Source organism: Qiania dongpingensis (assembly GCF_014337195.1).
Lineage (GTDB): Bacteria > Bacillota > Clostridia > Lachnospirales > Lachnospiraceae > Lientehia > Lientehia dongpingensis.
Window position 1 is genome coordinate 2,796,191 of sequence record NZ_CP060634.1, and the last position, 21,239, is coordinate 2,817,429.

Annotated in this window: 21 protein-coding genes and 1 tRNA gene; 18 read left to right on the top strand and 4 right to left on the bottom strand. The window is 50.2% G+C overall.

Features of this window, described 5'->3' with window-relative positions:
* The first annotated feature begins 140 nt into the window (after positions 1–140).
* The 4 genes from H9Q78_RS13110 (at position 141) to H9Q78_RS13125 (ending at position 3,862) form a co-directional block, all read left to right on the top strand.
* Entirely contained in the window at positions 141–386 is a 246-nt protein-coding gene (locus H9Q78_RS13110; RefSeq protein WP_147597268.1) for a FeoA family protein, read from the top strand.
* On the top strand, positions 383–604 hold the full coding sequence (locus tag H9Q78_RS13115) for a FeoA family protein (protein WP_147597267.1): 222 nt from the start codon (positions 383–385) through the stop codon (positions 602–604). The genes H9Q78_RS13110 and H9Q78_RS13115 overlap by 4 nt, the downstream gene beginning before the upstream one ends.
* Positions 605–681: 77 nt before the next feature.
* On the top strand, positions 682–3,102 hold the full coding sequence (gene feoB, locus H9Q78_RS13120) for a ferrous iron transport protein B (RefSeq protein ID WP_249302287.1): 2,421 nt from the start codon (positions 682–684) through the stop codon (positions 3,100–3,102).
* A gap of 175 nt (positions 3,103–3,277) precedes the next feature.
* Entirely contained in the window at positions 3,278–3,862 is a 585-nt protein-coding gene (locus H9Q78_RS13125; RefSeq protein WP_249302288.1) for a sugar O-acetyltransferase, read from the top strand.
* Between the two features lie 15 nt (positions 3,863–3,877).
* On the opposite strand, the gene H9Q78_RS13130 is transcribed toward H9Q78_RS13125, so the two are convergent.
* On the bottom strand, positions 3,878–4,702 hold the full coding sequence (locus H9Q78_RS13130; RefSeq protein ID WP_249302290.1) for a MerR family transcriptional regulator: 825 nt from the start codon (positions 4,700–4,702) through the stop codon (positions 3,878–3,880).
* A gap of 119 nt (positions 4,703–4,821) precedes the next feature.
* Between H9Q78_RS13130 and H9Q78_RS13135 the strand changes: the two genes are divergently transcribed.
* From H9Q78_RS13135 to metA, 6 genes are all read left to right on the top strand, one after another.
* Positions 4,822–6,165 (top strand): MATE family efflux transporter, encoded by a 1,344-nt coding sequence (locus H9Q78_RS13135; protein WP_249302291.1) that lies wholly within the window; start codon positions 4,822–4,824, stop codon positions 6,163–6,165.
* A gap of 248 nt (positions 6,166–6,413) precedes the next feature.
* A complete protein-coding gene (locus H9Q78_RS13140) occupies positions 6,414–6,878 on the top strand; it encodes a hypothetical protein (RefSeq protein ID WP_249302292.1) in 465 nt (154 codons plus the stop codon).
* 4 nt (positions 6,879–6,882) lie between these two features.
* The gene (locus H9Q78_RS13145) at positions 6,883–7,242 is read left to right on the top strand and encodes a YccF domain-containing protein (RefSeq protein WP_249302293.1); all 360 of its coding nucleotides are present in this window, start codon (positions 6,883–6,885) and stop codon (positions 7,240–7,242) included.
* A gap of 149 nt (positions 7,243–7,391) precedes the next feature.
* Entirely contained in the window at positions 7,392–8,147 is a 756-nt protein-coding gene (locus H9Q78_RS13150) for a pseudouridine synthase (RefSeq protein WP_249302294.1), read from the top strand.
* A gap of 21 nt (positions 8,148–8,168) precedes the next feature.
* Complete coding sequence (gene ligA, locus H9Q78_RS13155) at positions 8,169–10,130, top strand: NAD-dependent DNA ligase LigA (protein ID WP_249302295.1); 1,962 nt, start codon at positions 8,169–8,171, stop codon at positions 10,128–10,130.
* Positions 10,131–10,140: 10 nt separating this feature from the next.
* Entirely contained in the window at positions 10,141–11,046 is a 906-nt protein-coding gene (metA, locus tag H9Q78_RS13160) for a homoserine O-acetyltransferase MetA (RefSeq protein ID WP_249302296.1), read from the top strand.
* A 120-nt stretch (positions 11,047–11,166) separates the two neighbouring features.
* On the opposite strand, the gene H9Q78_RS13165 is transcribed toward metA, so the two are convergent.
* From H9Q78_RS13165 to H9Q78_RS13175, 3 genes are all read right to left on the bottom strand, one after another.
* Positions 11,167–11,685: a nitroreductase family protein gene (locus H9Q78_RS13165; protein WP_249302298.1), complete on the bottom strand. Its 519-nt coding sequence runs from the start codon at positions 11,683–11,685 to the stop codon at positions 11,167–11,169.
* A gap of 82 nt (positions 11,686–11,767) precedes the next feature.
* Positions 11,768–12,280 (bottom strand): DUF6512 family protein, encoded by a 513-nt coding sequence (locus tag H9Q78_RS13170; RefSeq protein ID WP_249302299.1) that lies wholly within the window; start codon positions 12,278–12,280, stop codon positions 11,768–11,770.
* Positions 12,281–12,317: 37 nt separating this feature from the next.
* Positions 12,318–13,868 carry a putative polysaccharide biosynthesis protein gene (locus tag H9Q78_RS13175; protein ID WP_249302300.1) on the bottom strand — a complete coding sequence of 517 codons (1,551 nt, stop codon included), beginning with the start codon at positions 13,866–13,868 and terminating at the stop codon, positions 12,318–12,320.
* Between the two features lie 154 nt (positions 13,869–14,022).
* Here H9Q78_RS13175 and H9Q78_RS13180 point away from each other — a divergent pair, with 154 nt between their 5' ends.
* The 8 genes from H9Q78_RS13180 (at position 14,023) to H9Q78_RS13215 (ending at position 21,238) form a co-directional block, all read left to right on the top strand.
* Positions 14,023–14,466, top strand: coding sequence for an RrF2 family transcriptional regulator (locus tag H9Q78_RS13180; protein WP_249302302.1), 444 nt, complete (start codon positions 14,023–14,025; stop codon positions 14,464–14,466).
* A 29-nt stretch (positions 14,467–14,495) separates the two neighbouring features.
* Complete coding sequence (gene nifS / locus H9Q78_RS13185; protein WP_249302304.1) at positions 14,496–15,707, top strand: cysteine desulfurase NifS; 1,212 nt, start codon at positions 14,496–14,498, stop codon at positions 15,705–15,707.
* Positions 15,708–15,725: 18 nt separating this feature from the next.
* Positions 15,726–16,163 carry a Fe-S cluster assembly scaffold protein NifU gene (nifU, locus tag H9Q78_RS13190; protein ID WP_249302306.1) on the top strand — a complete coding sequence of 146 codons (438 nt, stop codon included), beginning with the start codon at positions 15,726–15,728 and terminating at the stop codon, positions 16,161–16,163.
* Between the two features lie 3 nt (positions 16,164–16,166).
* The gene (gene mnmA, locus H9Q78_RS13195; RefSeq protein ID WP_249302310.1) at positions 16,167–17,270 is read left to right on the top strand and encodes a tRNA 2-thiouridine(34) synthase MnmA; all 1,104 of its coding nucleotides are present in this window, start codon (positions 16,167–16,169) and stop codon (positions 17,268–17,270) included.
* Between the two features lie 19 nt (positions 17,271–17,289).
* Positions 17,290–18,450, top strand: a complete 1,161-nt coding sequence (locus H9Q78_RS13200; RefSeq protein WP_249302313.1) for an N-acetylmuramoyl-L-alanine amidase — start codon at positions 17,290–17,292, stop codon at positions 18,448–18,450.
* A gap of 47 nt (positions 18,451–18,497) precedes the next feature.
* Positions 18,498–18,583, top strand: a tRNA-Ser gene (locus H9Q78_RS13205).
* Positions 18,584–18,822: 239 nt separating this feature from the next.
* A complete protein-coding gene (locus tag H9Q78_RS13210) occupies positions 18,823–20,031 on the top strand; it encodes a GGDEF domain-containing protein (protein WP_249302314.1) in 1,209 nt (402 codons plus the stop codon).
* Between the two features lie 175 nt (positions 20,032–20,206).
* Entirely contained in the window at positions 20,207–21,238 is a 1,032-nt protein-coding gene (locus H9Q78_RS13215) for a GGDEF domain-containing protein (RefSeq protein ID WP_249302315.1), read from the top strand.
* Position 21,239 lies beyond the last annotated feature (1 nt).

A 21,239-nucleotide genomic window follows, 5' to 3' on the forward strand; every position in this document is an offset into this window, starting at 1 on the left:
GAAAGGCGAAATCAGAAAATGTCAAAAAGTATTCTTGACAAAATGGTTAGATGATGCTAACATGAGCATGGTTAGGAAAATCTAACCATATATTTTTGGAGACTGGTTAGTGCATACTTACCATTGAGAGAGGGATGAATATGATGCCGTTGACACTAGCAGTTATCGGGGAAGAGAACATGATCAGGAAGGTCAGTGGAAAGCCGGAGGTCCGGGCGCATCTGGAGAATCTTGGCTTTGTTTCCGGAGGCAGCATCACCGTGGTTTCCACTATGGGAGGAAATCTCATAGTAAATGTTAAAGATTCGCGCGTGGCGATCAGCCGGGAGATGGCCGGAAAGATCATGGTGCAGGCCAGTACAGAGAATCAGGAGGAGACAGTATGAAAACATTGAGGCAGGTGAAAGTGGGCGATTCGGCCAAAGTGGTGAAGCTCCACGGCGAAGGCGCCGTGAAGCGCAGAATCATGGATATGGGCATCACGCGCGGTGTGGAGGTCCATGTTCGGAAGGTAGCTCCTTTGGGCGACCCCATAGAGATTACCGTCAGAGGATATGAGCTGTCCATTCGGAAAGCGGATGCGGACATGATTGAAGTAGAATAACCATGGGGAGCGCGGCTCCCTGTTTTTCAGAACGAAGGTTAGAGGAGACTAATTATTTTTGGAAAGGACAGAATGCGATGGATATCAAAATTGCTCTTGCGGGGAATCCCAACAGCGGCAAGACGACATTATTCAATGCCTTGACCGGTTCTAACCAGTTTGTGGGAAACTGGCCGGGAGTGACGGTGGAAAAGAAGGAAGGAAAGCTGAAGAAGCATGATAATGTGATCATCATGGATCTTCCGGGGATTTACTCGCTTTCACCCTATACATTGGAAGAAGTTGTCGCCAGAAATTATCTGATAAGTGAACGGCCGGACGCCATCCTGAATATCATTGACGGAACGAACCTGGAGAGAAACCTGTATCTGACCACTCAGCTTACTGAGCTGGGGATTCCTGTGGTGGTAGCCGTCAATATGATGGATGTCGTCAAGAAAAACGGGGATAAGATCAATGTCGGCGAGCTATCCAGGCAGCTGGGCTGCAAGGTCGTGGAAATTTCCGCGCTGAAGGGAATGGGGATCATGGATGCGGCCGAGGAAGCCGTGAGGGCCGCGGAGGGGACGAAGACGGTGCCCCAGCACAGCTTCAGCGGAGTTGTGGAGCATGCGATCGCCCACATTGAGGAGGCGGCCGTCCATAATATGCCGCTGGAACAGCAGCGCTGGTATGCGATCAAGATATTTGAGCGGGACGAAAAAGTACTGGAACAGCTTAAGCTGGATAAGACGGTGCTCGCCCATATGGAAGGAGACATAAAAGCAGCGGAGAAAGAGCTGGATGACGACGCGGAAAGCATTATCACCAATGAGCGTTATGTCTACATAGCTTCCATTATAAAAGGCTGCTGTAAGAAAAAGAACGCCGGAGGCCTTTCCGTCTCGGATAAAATTGACCGGGTGGTGACCAACCGTTTCCTGGCCCTTCCGATCTTTGCGGCGGTCATGTTCATTGTATATTTTGTGTCAGTCAGCACGGTAGGGACCATCGCGACGGATTGGGCCAACGACGGCGTGTTCGGAGACGGATGGCATCTGTTTGGAATCGGTTCTTCCGCCTATGGAGAAGCGGCAGAAGAATATGAGGTGCCCGGCGCGGTGACGAAAGCATTTGAAGCTGCCGCGGAAGCAGCCGGGATGGATCCGGAGAATGCGGCGGATCTCGAAACGACGGCGTATCTCTACGACGACAACGGAAATGTAGAAGAAGAGATTCCGGTCACCTATGATACTTATTTGGAGGCTGCGGAACAGGAAGAACCGGATCCTGCCGATTTCGGCGTGTGGGTGCCTGGAATTCCCGGACTTGTGGAAAGAAGCCTGGATGCGGTAAATTGTGCTTCCTGGCTGAAAGGACTGATACTGGACGGGATTATTGCCGGCGTCGGAGCCGTACTCGGATTCGTCCCGCAGATGCTCGTTCTGTTCCTGTTCCTGGCATTTTTGGAGAGCTGCGGTTATATGGCGCGTATCGCTTTCGTCATGGACCGTATTTTCCGGAAGTTCGGGCTTTCCGGTAAATCCTTTATCCCCATGCTGATCGGTACCGGCTGCGGCGTTCCCGGTATCATGGCGTCCAGGACCATTGAAAATGACCGTGACCGTAAAATGACGATCATGACCACGACTTTTATCCCCTGCGGCGCAAAGCTGCCGATCATCGCCCTGATCGCCGGAGCCCTGTTCGGAGGAGCCTGGTGGGTAGCGCCCAGCGCCTACTTTATTGGTATCGCGGCAATCGTCATTTCCGGCATCATGCTGAAAAAGACGAAGATGTTTGCAGGCGATCCCGCTCCGTTCGTCATGGAGCTTCCCGCTTATCACTGGCCGACTGTCGGAAATGTACTCCGCTCCATGTGGGAAAGAGGCTGGTCCTTCATTAAAAAGGCCGGTACGATCATCCTGCTCGCGACGATTCTGGTATGGTTCACTTCTTCCTTCGGCTGGGCCGATGGAAGATTCGGTATGGTGGAAATGAATGACAGTATCCTGGCGGCTGTCGGAGGTGCGGTCGCGTGGATCTTCGCGCCCCTCGGCTGGGGACACTGGCAGGGTGCGGTGGCTACGGTTACCGGCCTGATCGCAAAGGAAAACGTAGTGGGAACCTTTGGAGTCTTGTTCGGAGGCTTTGAGGAAGTAGCGGAAAACGGCTGGCAGATCTGGAGCAACATGCGCGCCGCTTTCACACCCTTGGCAGCTTACTCATTCTTGGTCTTTAATCTTCTGTGTGCCCCCTGTTTTGCGGCGATCGGAGCGATCAAGCGCGAGATGAACAGCGCCAAGTGGACCTGGTTTGCGATCGGTTATCAGTGTCTGTTCGCCTATGCGACTGCTTTTGTGCTCTACCAGCTGGGTATGCTATTCACCGGCGGCGGAAATGTGGCAGGCGCGGTCATCGCGTTTGTGATCGTGGCGTTTATCCTGTTCATGCTGTTCCGTCCTTATAAAGAGAGCAGTGCGCTGAAAACAAAGGTCAAAATAAAAGCAAGAGCATAATATAACATCGTATAAAAGGATACGGAGCGTTGCAGTTTACTGCACGCTCCGTATTTGATTTTCTTCTAAATCAGAATTAATTTGATTTTTACCGGGAGAGCCTTTATATTTGGACATAGAAGTTCATTGATGCTTGTATCCAATTGCTGACGGAATGGTCTGGAAAGGAAAAAATATGACAGAACGGGAGAAAATGCTGGCGGGAGAATTATATGACTGCGGCGACGGGGAGCTTTTGGCCAGATGGCATAAAGCCAAAAATCTGATCCGTATCTATAATCAGCTGGATTCGGAGGATTCAGAAGAGAAGAATAAGATACTGAATGAGCTTTTGGGCGGACGAGGTACAAACCTTTGGATCACGGCCCCGTTTTTTGTGGACTATGGAAATAACATTTACTTTGGTGACAACTGTGAAGTGAACATGAATTGTACGTTTTTGGATGATAATAAGATCATCATAGGCGATAATGCCCTTATCGCGCCGAATGTCCAGATATATACGGCATTTCATCCGGTCAGCGCGAGGGAGCGGTTTGGAGATATAAAAGAAGACGGCTCCTTTTCTTTTTGCAAGACCAGAACGGCTCCGGTCGTGATAGGAGACAATGTCTGGATTGGCGGCGGAGCGATCATTCTGCCTGGAGTGACGATCGGCGGCAATGTTGTGATAGGCGCAGGCAGTGTGGTGACGAAAGATATTCCGTCTGATAAGATTGCCTGTGGAAATCCCTGCAGAGTGATTCGGGATAATTTGTGAGGCCGACGGGGCCTTTCACAAAGGAGGGGATTCAAGCCTTACGGAAATACGGGTCAGATAATTTTCTGCGCCGCTGACAGCCAGCTCATCCAGGAGGTAATCTTCAAAAAAATCTTCACTCAGGGCTTCGGAATTCGACGAAACGTACTGAAGAAGTTTCTGATAGGTCTCATCTATCCGGTTCCAATGCCCCTTATGATAAGCGCAGAGATAGCGGCCGGCCGGTTTTACTGTGTAGGCCAGCTTTTTTGGCGGAGTGTCAAAAAGCAGGTAAAAGATGTGGTAATCCTGGTAGACACCGCGGGATAATGAGGAATATTTTTGAATATAACCTACGTTATATGGACTTTTGAATCCATGCTTTTCGCAGTGGTCGTAGAGAGCGGCAATCTTCTGTGCCACTGCCGTATCTTCCGTCACAGCAGTATAGGTGGATACATAGTATTGTTCCGGAAATTCGAGAATCTCCAGAGAGGCCGATTCTTTTTCCAGGGATTTTTGCAGCAGGGCCGCTTTTGCCCGGAGCCAGTCCCGGGTTCTTTTCAGGCGGGCGATTTTTTGACTGACCAGGGCTTCCTCGTCGGCAAGAAGCTTTCGAAATGCTTCAGGGCTTTTGTGGGCGAGATAGTCCTGTATCTGGGACAAGGGCATGTCCAGCTCCCGCAGGATGCAGATGACATCGAAAATCTCCAGCTGCTCAATGGAGTAATAGCGGTAGCCGTTATCCGCCCGGAGGGCAGGACAGAACAGGCCGATGTCATCATAATGAAAGAGGGTATACTTGGTGGTGCCGGCGATCCTGGCGAATTCCCCAGCGGTAAAATAGCGGTTATGTTCCATATCCGGACCGATTTAACCTTTCTTAATGTAAAAATTTGTATTTTCTATTGACTATTGGGTTACCCGATACCTTATCATACCTCATGGAAGAGAAAAAAGTAAAGGAAAGAGGGAGTATTATGAGTAATTCGATTTCACAGGAATTCAAATTTTTTTCATTGATACGGTTCGCGCTCCCTACCATAATCATGATGATGTTCATGTCCCTTTATACCATTGTGGATGGGATCTTTATCTCACGGATGGTAGGGAGCCTTGCCCTGTCGGCCAACAATATTGTCTATCCGGTGGCAAATGTACTGATGGCGGCAGGCATTATGCTGGCGACGGGAGGAAGCGCTGTAATTGCAAAAAAGATCGGTGAAAAAAAGGAAAAAGAAGCCAATGAGAATTTTACGATGATCATTTTGGTGGGCGTCGGAATGGGCGTTCTGGGAATGGTCTTTGGAAATCTATATCTGGAGCCTCTGTGCCGTCTCCTTGGGGCCACGGACGCGCTGATAGAATACAGTGCCGCCTATCTGAGCGTCATCCTGTATTTTGCGCCCATGTGCATGCTGCAGATGCTGTTCCAGTCCTTCTTTGTGACGGCAGGCAGGCCCAAGCTTGGACTGGGACTGATCCTTTTCGGAGGAGTCGCCAATATCATACTGGATTATGTTTTCATGGGTCCTGCCGGAATGGGAGTCTCCGGCGCGGCTTTGGCTACCGGGATCGGGCAGTCTATCCCCGCAGCGGCGGGAATCCTGTTTTTTGCGTTCCGAAAGACCGGCCTTAGGTTCGCGAAGCCGAAATTTGATGGAAGAGTCCTGGGAAACAGCTGTTTCAACGGTTCCTCTGAGATGGTCACGAATCTGTCCACGGCGGTCATCACATATTTGTTCAACATCATTATGCTGAAGCTGGCAAAGGAGCCCGGAGTGGCGGCCATGACAGTGGTTTTGTACGGCCAGTTTCTGTTCAACGCCCTGTATCTGGGATTCAGCATCGGTGTGGCGCCGGTATTCAGCTATAATCTGGGCGCCGGACGGAAGGAACTGCTGCGGAGGATATATCGGATTTCCATTCGCTTTGTGATGATTTCCGCGGTCGTCATCACCGCTGCCGCATGGGCGGGAGCGCCTCTGATCGCCCAGGTTTTTATGGAGAAGGGGACAGAAGCCTATGAACTGGCCAGCAGGGGAGGGACCTTATTCGCGTTCAATTATCTGTTTGCCGGGACGAACATTCTGGCTTCCGGGATATTCACCGCCTTGTCGGACGGGAAGACCTCCGCTTTGATCTCTTTTCTGAGGACCTTTGTCTTTATCGTGGCTGCAGTACTGGTGCTGCCCCGTATTCTGGGAGCCGACGGCGTATGGCTGTCCATACCGGCGGCAGAGGTGCTGACCCTTACTGTGTCTTTACCTTGTCTATATTCATATTTTAGCAAAAGGGAGAGGAGAATGACGTCTTTTGATTGACAGATTGAAAGGCATATGCTATAATCCCTCTCAATAAGAGGGAGTAGCCAAACGTCGTGAGACGGGTTTGAAATCGTCACCCGATACCGAAGAGGTATCCGTATCAAATGAGAAGTGCAAGACTTTTATTGTGGCAGGTGTGCTGGAATAAAAGTCTTTTTTATTTCATATCAGATGGAATCTAATCATGAAATATATCCAGTTTCTTATCTGCCGCAGGAAATGCCTGAGGGCAGGAAAGGAGACATATGGAGGAAAAGAATGATATGCTGAGGAAACAGACGCGGGAGGTCTGCGAGGCGATCGAAGCCGGAGAACAGGCGCTTTACAGCCTGAAATGTGCGGAGGATCAATTGGGAAGCGCCAGGGGATGGGGCGTCTGGGATATGTTTGGAGGAGGTTTTTTCGCGAGCCTGATCAAACATTCCAAAATTGACGATGCCAGGGAGGAAATCGAGCGGGCTAAGCTTCATCTGCTTAAGTTTCAAAAGGAATTGTCGGATATACAGGTGCCCATGGAGTTTAAGGTGGAGATAGGAAGTTTTCTGACCTTCGCGGATTTCTTTTTTGACGGACTGGTTGCGGACTGGATGGTCCAGTCTAGGATACAGGAAGCCAGGGAGCAGGTCGAGGATGCCAGGATGAGAGTAGAAGAGATCCTGATGAGCTTAAGGAGCTGGTATTCCGGCCTCTGCCTGGAAGATAGGAGATAATGATATGGGATTGTTGGGAAATGTCGTCTGGTTTGTTTTCGGAGGTCTTTTAAGCGGGCTTAGCTGGTGCCTGGCGGGCTGCCTGTGGTGCATAAGCATCGTGGGTATTCCCATAGGCGTACAGTGCTTTAAGTTTGCGGGCCTCAGCTTTTTTCCCTTTGGAAAGGAGGTTCATTATGGCGGCGGCGCAGGCTCCTTCTTACTAAACATAATCTGGCTGGTCATATCGGGACTTCCTATGGCCCTGGAGTTCGCGGTACTGGGACTTTTGTTCTGTGTGACCATCGTAGGGATTCCCTTTGGGATGCAGCAGTTCAAGCTGGCAAAGCTGGCGCTGATGCCCTTTGGGGCGGAAGTGTACTAAGCATAGACGAACCACGAAGGCGGGGCGGGAGAGGCTCGCTTTGCTTGACTATGCCCGGAAGGAAAGTTATAATAAAGCATTAGAATCAAAAGGTTGTTTGCAGCATTTCATACAGCGTCTAAAATCAGAAACCGGAGGGTACGCAGATCGTGGAAGAACAGGGAATCCGTTTGAACAAATATTTGAGTGAAGCAGGCGTCTGCTCCCGCAGGGAAGCCGACCGGCTCACCTCGCAGGGCAGGGTGACGGTGGACGGCGGGACCGCGTCCATGGGCCAGAAGGTCCTGCCGGGCCAGCAGGTGTGTGTGGACGGCAAGGCGGTGGGAGGAAAGGAACGTCCGGTGCTCCTTCTGGTGAATAAGCCGTCAGGAGTAGTGTGTACCACCGCGGAATTTAAAGGTGAAAAGAATATCGTGGATCTGGTGAACTATCCGATCCGCGTGTATCCGGTCGGACGCCTGGATAAAGAATCAGAAGGGCTTATTCTGATGACAAACCAGGGAGAACTGGTGAATAAAATACTCCGGAGGGGAAATGCTCATAGCAAGGAATATCTGGTGAAGGTGAATAAACCAGTGACACCTGAGTTCCTGCAGGCCATGGCAAAAGGTGTGCCGATCCTGGATACGGTGACAGCGCCCTGCCGGGTAGAAAAGACCGGGCCGCAGGAATTCCGCATAATCCTGGTTCAGGGGCTCAACCGTCAGATTCGGCGGATGTGCGAGTACTTTGATTACCGGGTGAGAGGACTCAGACGGATAAGAGTCATGAATTTTACCGTGGACGGCATTCCCGTCGGAAGTTATCGGGAAGCGACACCAGAGGAATATAAAGCGCTTCAGGAGCTTCTTAAGGACTCCAGCGGAAAGCCGTGGAAAGAGCTCAATAAGAATAAAAATTGTTAAGACAACGGGCAGGTGCTTAGAATGGAAAAGGAAAGACAGATCGCACGGATGAAGGAGCTGGTGAACCTTTTGAGAGAGGCGGGAAAAGCCTACTATCAGGAGAGCCGGGAGATCATGAGCAATTATGAGTATGACGCACGGTACGATGAGCTTGTGGCTCTGGAGAAGGAAACTGGGATTACTTTATCCAAGAGTCCTACCAGACAGGTGGGCTATGAACTGCTGAGTGAGCTTCCCAAGGAAGCACACGAGAGCCCGATGCTGTCTCTGGATAAGACAAAGGATTCGGGAGCGCTGGCCGAATGGCTGGGGGATAAGGACGGCCTCCTGTCCTGGAAGCTGGACGGACTGACCATTGTACTGACCTACCGGGACGGGCAGCTTGAAAAAGCAGTCACCCGGGGAAACGGGGAAGTGGGAGAAGTCATCACGAATAATGCCCGTGTGTTTGCCAATGTACCCCTCACGATCGCCTGCCGCGGGGAAGTGGTGCTTCGCGGAGAGGCCGTGATCAAATATTCGGATTTTTATAAGATAAATGAAGAGATCGCAGAAGTGGATGCGAAATATAAGAATCCCCGGAACCTCTGCAGCGGAACGGTCCGCCAGCTGAACAACGAGATCACAGCGAAGCGGAATGTGAATTTTTTTGCGTTTTCTCTGGTAAAAGCGGAGGGCGTGGATTTTGGAAACTCCAGGGAGAATCAGTTCCTTTGGCTTTCCGAGCAGGGATTTGATGTGGTGGAGTATCGGAAGGTCAGCCGGGAAACTGTGGCGGATACAGTCGCAGATTTTGCCGGCAGGATTGGGGACAACGACTTCCCGTCCGATGGCCTGGTTCTGATTTTTGATGATATAGAATACGGCCGTTCTCTGGGCCGGACCGCGAAATTCCCCCGGGATTCCATTGCGTTTAAGTGGGCGGACGAGATACAGCCCACTCATCTTTCGTATATTGAATGGAGCGCTTCCAGGACTGGGCTGATCAATCCGGTAGCCGTATTTGAGCCGGTGGAATTGGAGGGGACTACAGTCAGCAGGGCCAGCGTTCATAATCTGAGCATTATGGAAGCCTTGGAGCTGGGTGTCGGGGATGAGATCACGGTCTATAAGGCCAACATGATCATCCCTCAGATCGCGGACAATCTGACGCGGAGCGGAAGCCTGGAAATACCAGAGGTCTGCCCCGTCTGCGGCGGCGCCACAGAGATACGACAGGAAAACGACGTGAAATCGCTGTACTGCACGAATCCGGAGTGCCAGGCAAAACGAATCAAGCGTTTTTCATTGTTTGTGAGCCGGGACGCCATGAATATCGAAGGGCTGTCCGAAGCGACTCTGGAGAAATTTGTGGATGCGGGTTTCGTACGGGAATTTGCGGATCTATTTTACCTGGACCGCTACCGGGAGCAGATTATTTCCATGGATGGTTTTGGAGAGAAATCCTATGAAAATCTTCAGTCATCTTTGGAAAAAGCGAAGGACACGACCATGCCCCGCTTTGTCTATGGGCTGGGAATCGCCAATATCGGAGTGGCCAACGCAAAGATGCTCTGCAAAGCATTTGATTATGACTTTGACAGGCTCCGTCATGCGGACCGGGAGGAACTGGAGCAGATAGACGGTATCGGCCCGGTGATCGCCGACGGCATGGTATCTTATTTCCAGTCAGAGAAGAATAATGAGGAGGCAGACCGAATGCTTTCGCTGGTGACATTTCATGATGAAGTGGCATCAGCGGAAACACAGATCCTGGCCGGAAAGACGTTTGTCATCACAGGGTCTTTGGAACGGTTTGGAAACCGGAACGAGGCAAAGGCACTGATCGAATCTCTGGGCGGTAAAGTGACGGGTTCTGTTACGGCCAGGACTGATTACCTCATAAACAATGACAGTTTATCAGGTTCCTCGAAGAATAAAAAAGCCAAGGAGCTTGGAATTCCCATTATATCGGAAGAGGAATTTCTGAATATGACAGAATAGGAGAGAGACTATGCCCATTAAGATACAAAATGACTTGCCCGCGCGCGCGATACTCGAAACGGAAAACATTTTCATCATGGATGAGAACCGCGCGCTTACTCAGGACATCCGTCCTCTGCAGATTGTGATCCTGAATCTGATGCCCATTAAAGAGGATACGGAGACACAGCTTCTCCGCTCTCTTTCCAATACGCCGATTCAACTGGACATCACATTCCTGCATATGTCTACCCACGAGTCTACCCATACCTCTGTGAGCCACCTGAACAAGTTTTATGTGACGTTTGACGCCATCCGCGCGCAGAAATTTGACGGCATGATCATCACAGGGGCACCCGTGGAGCAGATGGAATTTGAAGAGGTGGACTATTGGCCGGAGCTTGCGGAGATTATGGAGTGGGGAAAGACTCATGTGACTTCTACGGTACATATCTGCTGGGGAGCTCAGGCGGGTCTGTATTATCACTATGGGATCCAGAAACACGAGATGGAAAAAAAGCTGTTCGGTGTCTATGATCACAAGGTGCTGGACCGGACGGTCCCGCTGGTGAGAGGATTTGACGATGTGTTCCGCGCGCCTCATTCCAGGTATACTTATGTGAGAAAAGAGGATATCGCCGCCTGTCCGGAGCTTATCATACTGGCAGAATCCGATGAGGCAGGTGTGTTTCTGGTGCAAAGCAGGGACGGACGGCATATTTTTGTCATGGGACATCCTGAGTATGACAGGGTAACTCTGGACGGGGAATATCGACGCGACCGGGGAAAGGGAATGGATACGGCGGTTCCGGTGAATTACTATCCGGAGAATGACCCGGAGGAGAGGCCTCTTCTCACGTGGAGGATGCACGCCAATGCCCTTTATACCAACTGGATCAATTTTTATGTGTATCAGGTGACGCCATATATTTTGTAAATATGGCAAAATCCATGTATACGAACGGCCCGCTGCTTTATGCACGCGGGCCGTTATCATTTATTTTATGGGAATCAGGGTTGTCTGTGACTGCCAAAATGGCGCGTCAGCGCCTGACTTTTAGTAGAATTCTCTATGAATCTTTTCTTGCTCCACTTCCTCTAATGAATGGGCAGGCAAAGTCTTTTCCGGATAGCCCACCGCGATAATGGAAAGCACTGCCATGTGCTCTGGGATCCCAAGGAGCTTCCGCACATAATCCTCACTGCTCATTTCCTGATTGGATTCTCTTAACCGAATCTGTGCCCAACAGGAACCGAGGCCTAAACTTTCTGCTTCCAGCTGTATGATGACAGAAGCTATGGCGGCATCTTCAATCCATGTATCTGTTTTTTGCGTGTTGCTCAAAACCACAATAGCAAGAGGCGTCACCGGCAAAAACGGCTGTTTCGGATTCCGGCAGTTGCCGAGTTTTTGGAGTGTATCCTTGTTTTCAATCACTACAAATTCCCACGAACGGGTGCCTTTCCCGGTAGGTGCAAGCTGTGCCGCCTGCAGGAGCTTTTCTTTTTTTTCTGCTTCTACAGCTTTGTCTTCAAACTTCCGGCAGCTTCTTCTTCTAAGTAAGAGATCTAACATAAATTTTCCCTCCAAAGGTGAATAGAATTGACATGTTTTCTTTCATTCTAATGTCTGTTTCCGGAAATGTCAAACAACTTGTTCAAGGGGAAACGAACAATCCTATGGAGGGCGGAAAACAGGTGAAGAGGAAGAACAGGAGCGCGAGGATCGTAAGGAGCAGATTGAGAAGCAGAGTATATTTTTTTGACCGGCAGTTCAGGGTCCGGCGGTAAAAGACGAGGAACCCGGCTGCTGTGCTTACGAGGAAAACGGCGATATCCAGTATAAGGTTATGGAAGCCCAGGAAACCGCTGTAGGTATAAAAGAGGATCGGTATCAGAAAGGTGCCGGCAAGTATTCCTGAGGGCAGCGCGGAGACGGCGCAGGGATAGGAGGCCTTAAGTCTCGGCAGCGCCAAGAGCAGATACAGGAGCATGGGAAAAAATAAAAGCTTCATATGTTCCCAGGTGGATTCATTCACAGGGGAGACGAGTCCCACGAGGAAATTCCCTCCGCTTGCACCATAGGCGAAATGCAGCAGAGAGCCGAAAACAGATACCAGAAGGATACCGAGAAGCGTACAGCGAACTAATTTTTTGTGTTCAGTATTCATAGTTAGCTCCTTGATTAATTTAAGATGATAAGTTTCACTATATGCGGGAGGCGGAATGTTTATGCCTTGTCACATACAGGAAAAACAGGAAGCAGACGACGAACAGGATCCCGGAGATCAGTAGGTCTAACAGGGCGGGCATTCCTTCATGGATGGGAAGGGACGCGTGAGCCATGGTGATGCCGATGGACAGGAAAACGGCCAGGGTAGGACGGATGAGCTCATAAAAGGGGGAAAATGGCAGCTCGATCTTCTTTCGCAGAAAGCTCAGGTGGAACAGGGTAATGGTGAGCTCGCTGCACAGCAGCCCGTACAGATAAGCGCGGATTCCAAGCCTCGGAATCAGGAACATGACAAAACAGAGCCGGATGGTCAGACCTATGGCCGTATGAAAGAAGGTAGTCTTCGCATAGCCCAGTCCGTTGATGATGCTGTTTAGCGTACCGGATACATAGAGGAACGGACACAGCCATGCCAGGACGGACAAGAAGCTGCCCGCCGTTTCGTTGTGGAAGATGATCGGTCCTACGGAGGGGCCGAAATAGAGGAAAATCCCGGCGAACAGGATGCCGATGTATAAGCTGTATCGTATGGATACCGCGGAGGAATAGTTGATGCTTTCATAGGCCTTCATGGACTGAGCTTCTGCAATATGGGGGAGCAGCATGACCGAAAGGGAATTGGTGATGGCCGTTGGAAAAAGGATAAAGGGTAAGGACATCCCGGTCAGGACTCCATACAGGCTCAGGGCGTCGCCGGAGGAGAGACCGAAACTTCGCAGACGCCCTGGAATCATGATGGCTTCAGCGCTCTGCAGGAGGCTGATGACCAGACGGTTCGCCGTGAGCGGCAGAACCATCAGGACTAAGTTGCGGAACAAAAGGCCATAAGAAGAAGGCTCAGAGCCCCTCTCCTGGACAAAGCCCTTTTCCCGTGCCAGTTTGGAAGCATGAAAGGAAAAAGCCAGGAGGCTGGAGAGAAGGGCGCCGGCCTCACCGGCCAGATGACCGACTACCGCGTACGCGGCGGTAATGGTCTTTCCCGATGATTCTGCCATGTATACGACGGCAATCACGGTCATGATGCGGACACACTGCTCGATCAGCTGTGCGGCCGCGGGGACCTGCGCTTTGCTGCGCCCATAATAATAACCGCAGATGCAGGCATGTACGGCGCTCATGGGGACAGAGAAGGACAGGATACGAAGCAGATTTTCACAGCGGGGCTCAGACAGCACATGGAGAGCTAGAAACGGGGCATACTGATACATGATGGCCGCTGCCGCAAAGGAAAGAGAGAGGGCGAGAATCAACCCGCAGGCTAGATACCGGCGGCTGTTTCCTTCTCCTTTTTTACCGTGCTCGGCCGCCACAAATCGGGATATGGCGGTCTGGATGGATCCGCAGCAGAGGGAAAAGCAGATGCCATATATGGGATATACCAGCTGGTAGAGCCCCATGGCCTCTGTACTGATTTTATGTGAAAGAAAGATCCGGTAAAAGAAGCCGGCGATCCGCGCGGCGATTCCGGAGGCGGTCAAGAGCAGAGTACCCAGGATCAGCGGGTTTTTTTGTCTCCTTTTTTTCATGGCAGTACCTCAAATGGCGTTGTTACAGTATATTGTGGGAAATGCTTAAATAGTCCCATGTAAATATTTCCCAGGCGGTCTTGACAAAAATACCGGCCGGTGGTATAGTATCAATGAAATTCATAGTATTTTACTGGGAATTTGGAGGCGAAGGATGAAATTGTCAACGAAGGGCCGGTACGGCCTGCGGGCCATGGTGGATCTGGCCGAAACCAGTGAAGAGGGGCCGGTGTCGATCCAGACAATTGCAAAACGACAGGATCTGTCTGATAAATATCTGGAGCAGCTTCTGGGAATGCTCAAGAAAGCGGGTCTGGTAAAAAGCGTCCGCGGCACACAGGGCGGATATCAGATTGTGGGAGATATGGCCCAAATTTCCGTGGGTGATATCCTGAGGGCCCTGGAGGGAGATCTGACTTTGGTGGATTGTGCCGGACTTGAGAAGGACGGCGCGTGCAAGACGGCTAAATTCTGCGTGACAAAATATGTATGGAAGAAAATTCATGAAAACCTGGAGGATACGGTGGACCACATCACTTTAAAGGAACTTGTGGAGCAGAGTAAATCCATACAGGCAGGGACATGGGAAGAGGAATAATATAAGATAAGGAAAGAAGGGTACAAAAAATGGAACAGTTGATTTATTTAGATAACGCGGCTACTACAAAGGTGAATCCGAAGGTACTGGATGCAATGCTCCCATATTTTTCCGATAAATTCGGCAACCCGTCTTCTGTGTACGGCTTCGCGTCAGGAAACAAGCAGGCCATTACGGAAGCAAGAGAAAACGTTGCGGAGATATTGGGCGCGGATCCCAGCGAAATATATTTTACCGGGGGCGGTTCAGAAGCTGATAACTGGGCGCTGAAAGCTACGGCAGACGCTTACGAAAAAAAAGGAAAACATATCATCACGACGAAGATTGAGCATCACGCTATTCTCCATACCTGCGAATATTTGGAAAGCAAGGGATTTGAGGTGACTTATCTGGATGTGGATGAAAACGGCGTGGTGGACATGGGACAGCTAAGGTCCTCCATCAGGCCCGATACCATCCTGATCTCCGTGATGTTTGCGAATAATGAGATCGGCACGATGCAGCCGATCGCTGAAATCGGCCGCTTGGCGAAGGAGAAGGGGATTCTGTTTCATACGGATGCGGTGCAGGCGTTCGGCCATGTGCCGATAAAGGTAGATGAAATGGGGATTGACATGCTGAGTGCCAGCGGCCATAAGCTGAACGGGCCGAAGGGCGTAGGCTTCTTGTATATCAGAAAGGGCGTAAAGATCCGTTCCTTTATTCATGGAGGCGCCCAGGAGAGGAAGCGCCGTGCCGGCACGGAGAACGTTCCAGGTATTGTAGGTCTGGGAACTGCGGCCAGGATCTGCGCGGATACGATGGAAGAACGGGCCAGGAAAGAATCAGAGCTCAGGGATTACTTGATCGAGCGGGTGATGAAAGAGATTCCTTATACCAGGCTCAACGGGCACCGTACAAAGCGGCTGCCGAACAATGCGAATTTCAGTTTTCAGTTTGTAGAAGGCGAATCCATGCTGATCATGCTTGACATGGCCGGCATCTGCGGCTCCAGCGGATCTGCATGTACCTCCGGATCTTTAGATCCTTCCCATGTGCTTTTGGCCATTGGACTGCCCCATGAGATTGCCCACGGCTCTCTGAGACTGACCCTGGGAGACGATACCACAAGAGAGCAGATTGATTATGTGGTGGAAAAGCTAAAAGAGATCGTGGAAAAACTGCGCTCCATGTCTCCGCTATATGAGGATTTCATAAACGGAGGGAAAGAAGTGGCGGAGACGAAAACGGAAAAGAAATAAATCAGGAGGAATAAAATAATGTACAGCGAGAAAGTAATGGACCATTTTCAAAACCCTAGAAATGTGGGAGAAATAGAGGATGCCAGTGGAATCGGCACCGTAGGCAATGCCAAATGCGGAGATATCATGCGGATTTATCTGGATGTGGACGAAAATCAGGTGATTCAGGATGTGAAGTTTAAAACCTTCGGCTGCGGTGCCGCGGTGGCCACCAGCAGTATGGCCACGGAGATGGTGAAGGGCAAGACAGTCAATGAGGCGTTGACGGTGACCAACAAAGCGGTCATGGAAGCACTTGACGGACTGCCTCCGGTTAAGGTACACTGTTCTTTGTTGGCGGAGGAAGCAATCCATGCGGCTCTATGGGATTATGCGGAAAAAAACCATATAAAAATAGAAGGGCTTTCCAAACCGAAATCAGATATCAGTGAACACGAAGAGGAAGAAGATTATTGATTCATGAAAAAAAAGAAAGTCGTAGTAGGCATGTCCGGAGGAGTGGATTCCTCTGTGGCGGCCTGCCTGCTTTTGGAGCAGGGATATGAGGTCATAGGCGTGACCATGCAGATCTGGCAGGATGAGGACCGGACAGTCGTCGAGGAAAACGGTGGCTGCTGCGGTCTTTCTGCCGTGGATGATGCGCGTAGAGTGGCCGGAATTCTGGGGATTCCGTATTATGTGATGAACTTCAAAAATGTATTTCGGGAAAAGGTCATGGATTACTTTGTGGATTCTTATGTGCGTGGAAAGACGCCGAATCCGTGTATTGCCTGCAATCGTTATGTGAAATGGGAGGCGCTTCTCAAAAGAAGCCTGGAGATTGGCGCGGATTATATCGCTACAGGCCATTACGCCCGCGTGGAAGCACTGGACAATGGCAGGATGGCCGTCCGGAATTCTGTGACGGCGGCGAAGGACCAGACCTATGCTCTCTATAATCTGACCCAGGATCAGCTCCGGCATACGCTCATGCCGGTGGGAGCATATGCCAAGGAGGATATACGGAGAATGGCGGAGGAGAGGGGACTTCCGGTGGCCTCTAAGCCGGACAGCCAGGAAATCTGCTTTGTGCCGGATAACGATTATGCGGGCTTCATTGAAAGGAACACAAAAGTTCCTCTCAGAGAGGGAAACTATGTGGACAGGGACGGGAATATACTGGGACGCCATAAAGGAATCACGCATTATACGATAGGCCAGAGAAAAGGCCTAAATCTGTCCATGGGCCATCCGGTGTTTGTAACGGAGATTCGGCCGGAGACCGACGAGGTAGTCATTGGGGAGGCGGAGGATGTCTTCACCGATGTGGTGTACTGCAGTCAACTGAATTTTATGGCACTTCCGGATGTGGAGGACGGACAGCTCCTCACGGGAAAGATTCGTTATGCTCATAAAGGCGCGCCGTGCAGAGTGAAGAGAGTCGGGAGAGATGCGCTGGAGTGCAGGTTCTCAGAACCGGTGCGGGCGGTCACACCTGGACAGGCCCTGGTGCTGTATGACGGGGAATATGTGGCCGGCGGCGGTACGATCGTCCCGGTGCAGGATATAAAGAAAGAACAGTAAAATCCGGAGGAAGCGTGATATGAAGGAATTCAGGGAAGCCAGGCATATGGAAAATGGAAGAGGCAGAAAAAAGCGTGCACTGACAGGAGTGTTGGCGGTATGTCTGTTTTTGGCACTCGTACTCGCCGGCTGCGGGAATAGGAAGCCGGCTGCGGGGACAACGGCGGAGCAGTCAGGTGATACGGTTTCGACTGCTTCACCGAGTAAGGAGGAGCCTTCCACGATGGCGCCAGCCACAACGGCGGCCACCACGACGGCGGCGGCTACTACGGCGGCAGAGACGGAAACGCTTGCTTTTACCGATGTGGACGAGACAGTGTACGCGACGGATACGGTGAATATCCGCAAGGATGCAAGTGCCGGTTCGGAAGTTGTGGGCAAGCTGCGGGCCGGCCAGTCTGTCCGCAGGACCGGTTATAATGAAAAATGGAGTCAGGTGGAATATGGGGGACAAATATGCTTTGTATCCTCGGAGTATCTGACGGCGGAAGAACCTGCTGCCGTGCCCCCGGCGCAGGGACAAGCCGGCACGGGGATTTATCACGGCGGAAGCGGACCCTTGGTCTGCATTGACCCCGGTCACCAGGCCGTGGGAAACAATGAGAAAGAACCGGTGGGGCCGGGAGCTTCCGAGATGAAGAAAAAAGTATCCTACGGGACCGCCGGGGCCGCGTCCGGCCTGGACGAATCGGAGCTTAATCTACAGGTTTCTTTGCAGCTCCGGGATGAGCTGCTTTCCCGGGGATACCAGGTATTGATGGTCCGGGAGACCAATGATGTGGACATCAGCAATGCGGAGCGGGCTGCCATTGCCAATGAGGCAGCAGCTGAAGCATTTGTGAGAATCCATGCCAACGGATCAGAAAACACCGGGAAGACAGGTGCCATGACCATCTGTCCGACGCCGGAAAATCCGTATTGCAGCGAGATCTACAGTGCGAGCCGTTCTTTATCCGACTGCATACTGGATTCCATGACGGCATCCACCGGCTCCGGAAACAACGGAGTATGGGAGACGGATACCATGAGCGGGATTAACTGGTGCCAGGTGCCCGTGACCATTGTAGAGATGGGATATATGAGCAATCCCGATGAAGATTTAGCGATGGCTTCGGCTTCCTACCAGGCGAAAATTGTAAATGGAATCGCCAACGGAATCGACGTGTATTTTGGACGGTAACAGTTGACATTCCCTTCCTTTGAAGGTAAAATAGTCTAGTATGATTTGGAGACGTATCGAAGTGGTCATAACGAGCTCGACTCGAAATCGAGTTGTCCTCCGGGGCACGTGGGTTCAAATCCCACCGTCTCCGCGCCTATAAGTGCCGTATTTACGGCACTTTTTTCTGTATACAATCTATAAAGCAACTTAATCTCATATGGTACAAAAACAGGTGATGGATTTATTTTCTATTGCCTGTTTTTATATTTTATCAAAAGAGGAGCTTCGATTAAGGATTCAGAAGCTGATTGGAAATGGACCACGGTTAACAGATCAGGACTAAATTTCATAACATGTAATGCGATATCATTCAGAAAGGGGGAATAGAAGTTGGCGTTTTCCGTTTATATCGGCGGAGGACTCTTAGTACCTGCCGGGTTGTCCCTGCTCTATGGGTTTACGTCCGGCCGGGCTATGAGCGCGCTGGGATATTCCGTCAAATGCACGGATTGGAGCCGCCTTTCAATTTTGCTTCCTGTGATGATCATATTCGTTTTATGGGGAATGATCGATATTCCGCTTCCCATCGTTTATATTTTGGCCTATTTTGGAAAGGTATTTCAATTGTTCCGGAACGGGAATCGAACAAAGGAAATATTTTTGATCAATCTCACGCATTTACTGACAATGGCTCTTCACATGATTCTGATCGGTACGTTTTCCTTGGCAGCCGGGGTGCCGATGAATGAAATACTGGCGGCGCCATTATGGCGGATCGCGGCAATCAGTGTCGTCCTGGCTGTAAATAATCTGGCCGCCTTTATGATCCCCGGATTGAAGATGTTTCTTGAAGTGCTCCGGACGCAATCGGAGAGTGAGGAGATACGGCCGTTCTTTTTGTTTCTCTGGTTTTGCAATGTTTTTTTGCTGTCGGACAGCATACTGTGCTGTTCTAGAGTAGAATGGAACCTTTTGCCCTTATTTCTGATCGGAAGCACTGTATTGCTGGAGTCATACTTGATCTGTTTTCTTGATCATCTATACTCTATTCTCAAAATACACCATTTGGAAGATGAAAATAAACGTCTTTCAGCTGAGCTTTTGCGCCAGCATGCTGCGACTGAAAAATGGGCGGTCCAAAGTGGGACAGATCCTATGACCGGTATCTTTTCCAGGCGTTATGCCATGGAGAAGATTGCATTTAAACTGCAGTCTGAAGAACCGTTTTCCCTGGTTTTCATTGATCTGGACCACCTTAAACAGATTAATGATCAGAAAGGACATCGCGAGGGAGATTTATATTTGATCAATTTTACAAGAGCATTAAAAGATTTATTAGTAGAATCAGATGTATTCGCCAGGGTCGGCGGAGATGAGTTTGTCGTCCTGCTTTCGGGCTGCGGGAAGGAAACTGCGGAGAGACGTATGGAAGCGATCCGATTCGCTCTGACTGAAAAACAATCCTTTTCTTTTAGTTTTGGCGTCGCCTCTACTCCCTGCGATTCCATCAAAAATGCAGAAGACATGATACATCTGGCAGATCAGGCTATGTATCAGGATAAGGCAAAAGAAAACGATCGGAGGCGAAAAAATGTTTAAGATGCTTTTAACGGCGGGAACCTATTATTATTTTAACTGGCGATATTTTCATTTTGTTAAGGAGCTGCGGCAGCAGCCATCGCATTTCCGATTCTTTTTTATATGTTTTTTGGTTAATTATTCTTTTTTTATATTGTGCAGCATACAGGAACTGTATTTAATTGAGAATTGGCTGTTGTTTGCTGTTTTGCTGTTTATAGAAACACAGCTTTATACGGGGTGGGATACGAGATGTGCGCGGTTCAGTACTTTGATCGGTATCATCTATGGGCTCTCTGCCAATATTTTTTGCCGCAGCATAATCGCCGCCGTCATGAATCAGAATCTGCAGTATTTTGATAATCATATATCGAGTGCCGACAACCTGAAATGGCTTCCGGTCCTTTTGGGATTTCTTTTTGCAGGCGCTGCGATGCATTTTCTAAGCAGTCCCAAACGGATGGCCCGCAGCCGCCAAATCCTTGATTATCCGAAGCATCAGTCCTTTTTGCTTGGAATTATGATAGGGTTATTCTTATACTTGTTTCTCAATCTTCTGTTGTATTCCGCACCTTTTAATGATCTTCTTCTGAAGCTTTGGAGCATCAAGTCCTGTCTGTTTTGTATAGGGGGATTGTATATCGCAGTACGATATACGCGGCGGATCTGCGAACTGGATGGATATCGCGAGAAAAATCAATATATGGAAAAAAAACTGAGAGAACAAATCTCTCAGGGGGAGGCGTTCCGGCAGCAAGCCGTTCATGATCTGCTGACCGGTCTTTATAACCGGCAGCAGGCGGAAAAGACTATTCCTCTGCTAGTAAGGCAGGGACTGCCATTTGTCCTATGTTTCCTTGATCTGGATGGACTTAAGACGGTCAACGACCGATATGGCCATGATGAGGGAGATCGTTATATTCTGACAGTCACGGAGATTGTCCGTCAGGAGTGCCGGAACGGAGAGGATCTGCTGTTTCGCTATGGTGGAGATGAGTTTTTGATCCTGTTTATGGGGCTGACAGTCGAACAGGCAGAAAAAAGAGCGGAGCATATCAACGAGAAGCTAAGGGGGCAAGAAAACACGGGGAAGAATACCTACCCGATGTCCTTGAGCTACGGTGCGGTGGACAGTACGGCATATGGCACTCTGAGCGAGTTCATACAGGAAGCGGATAAAAAAATGTACGTACAAAAACAGAGTAAAAAAGCAGACCGTAAGGAGTGAG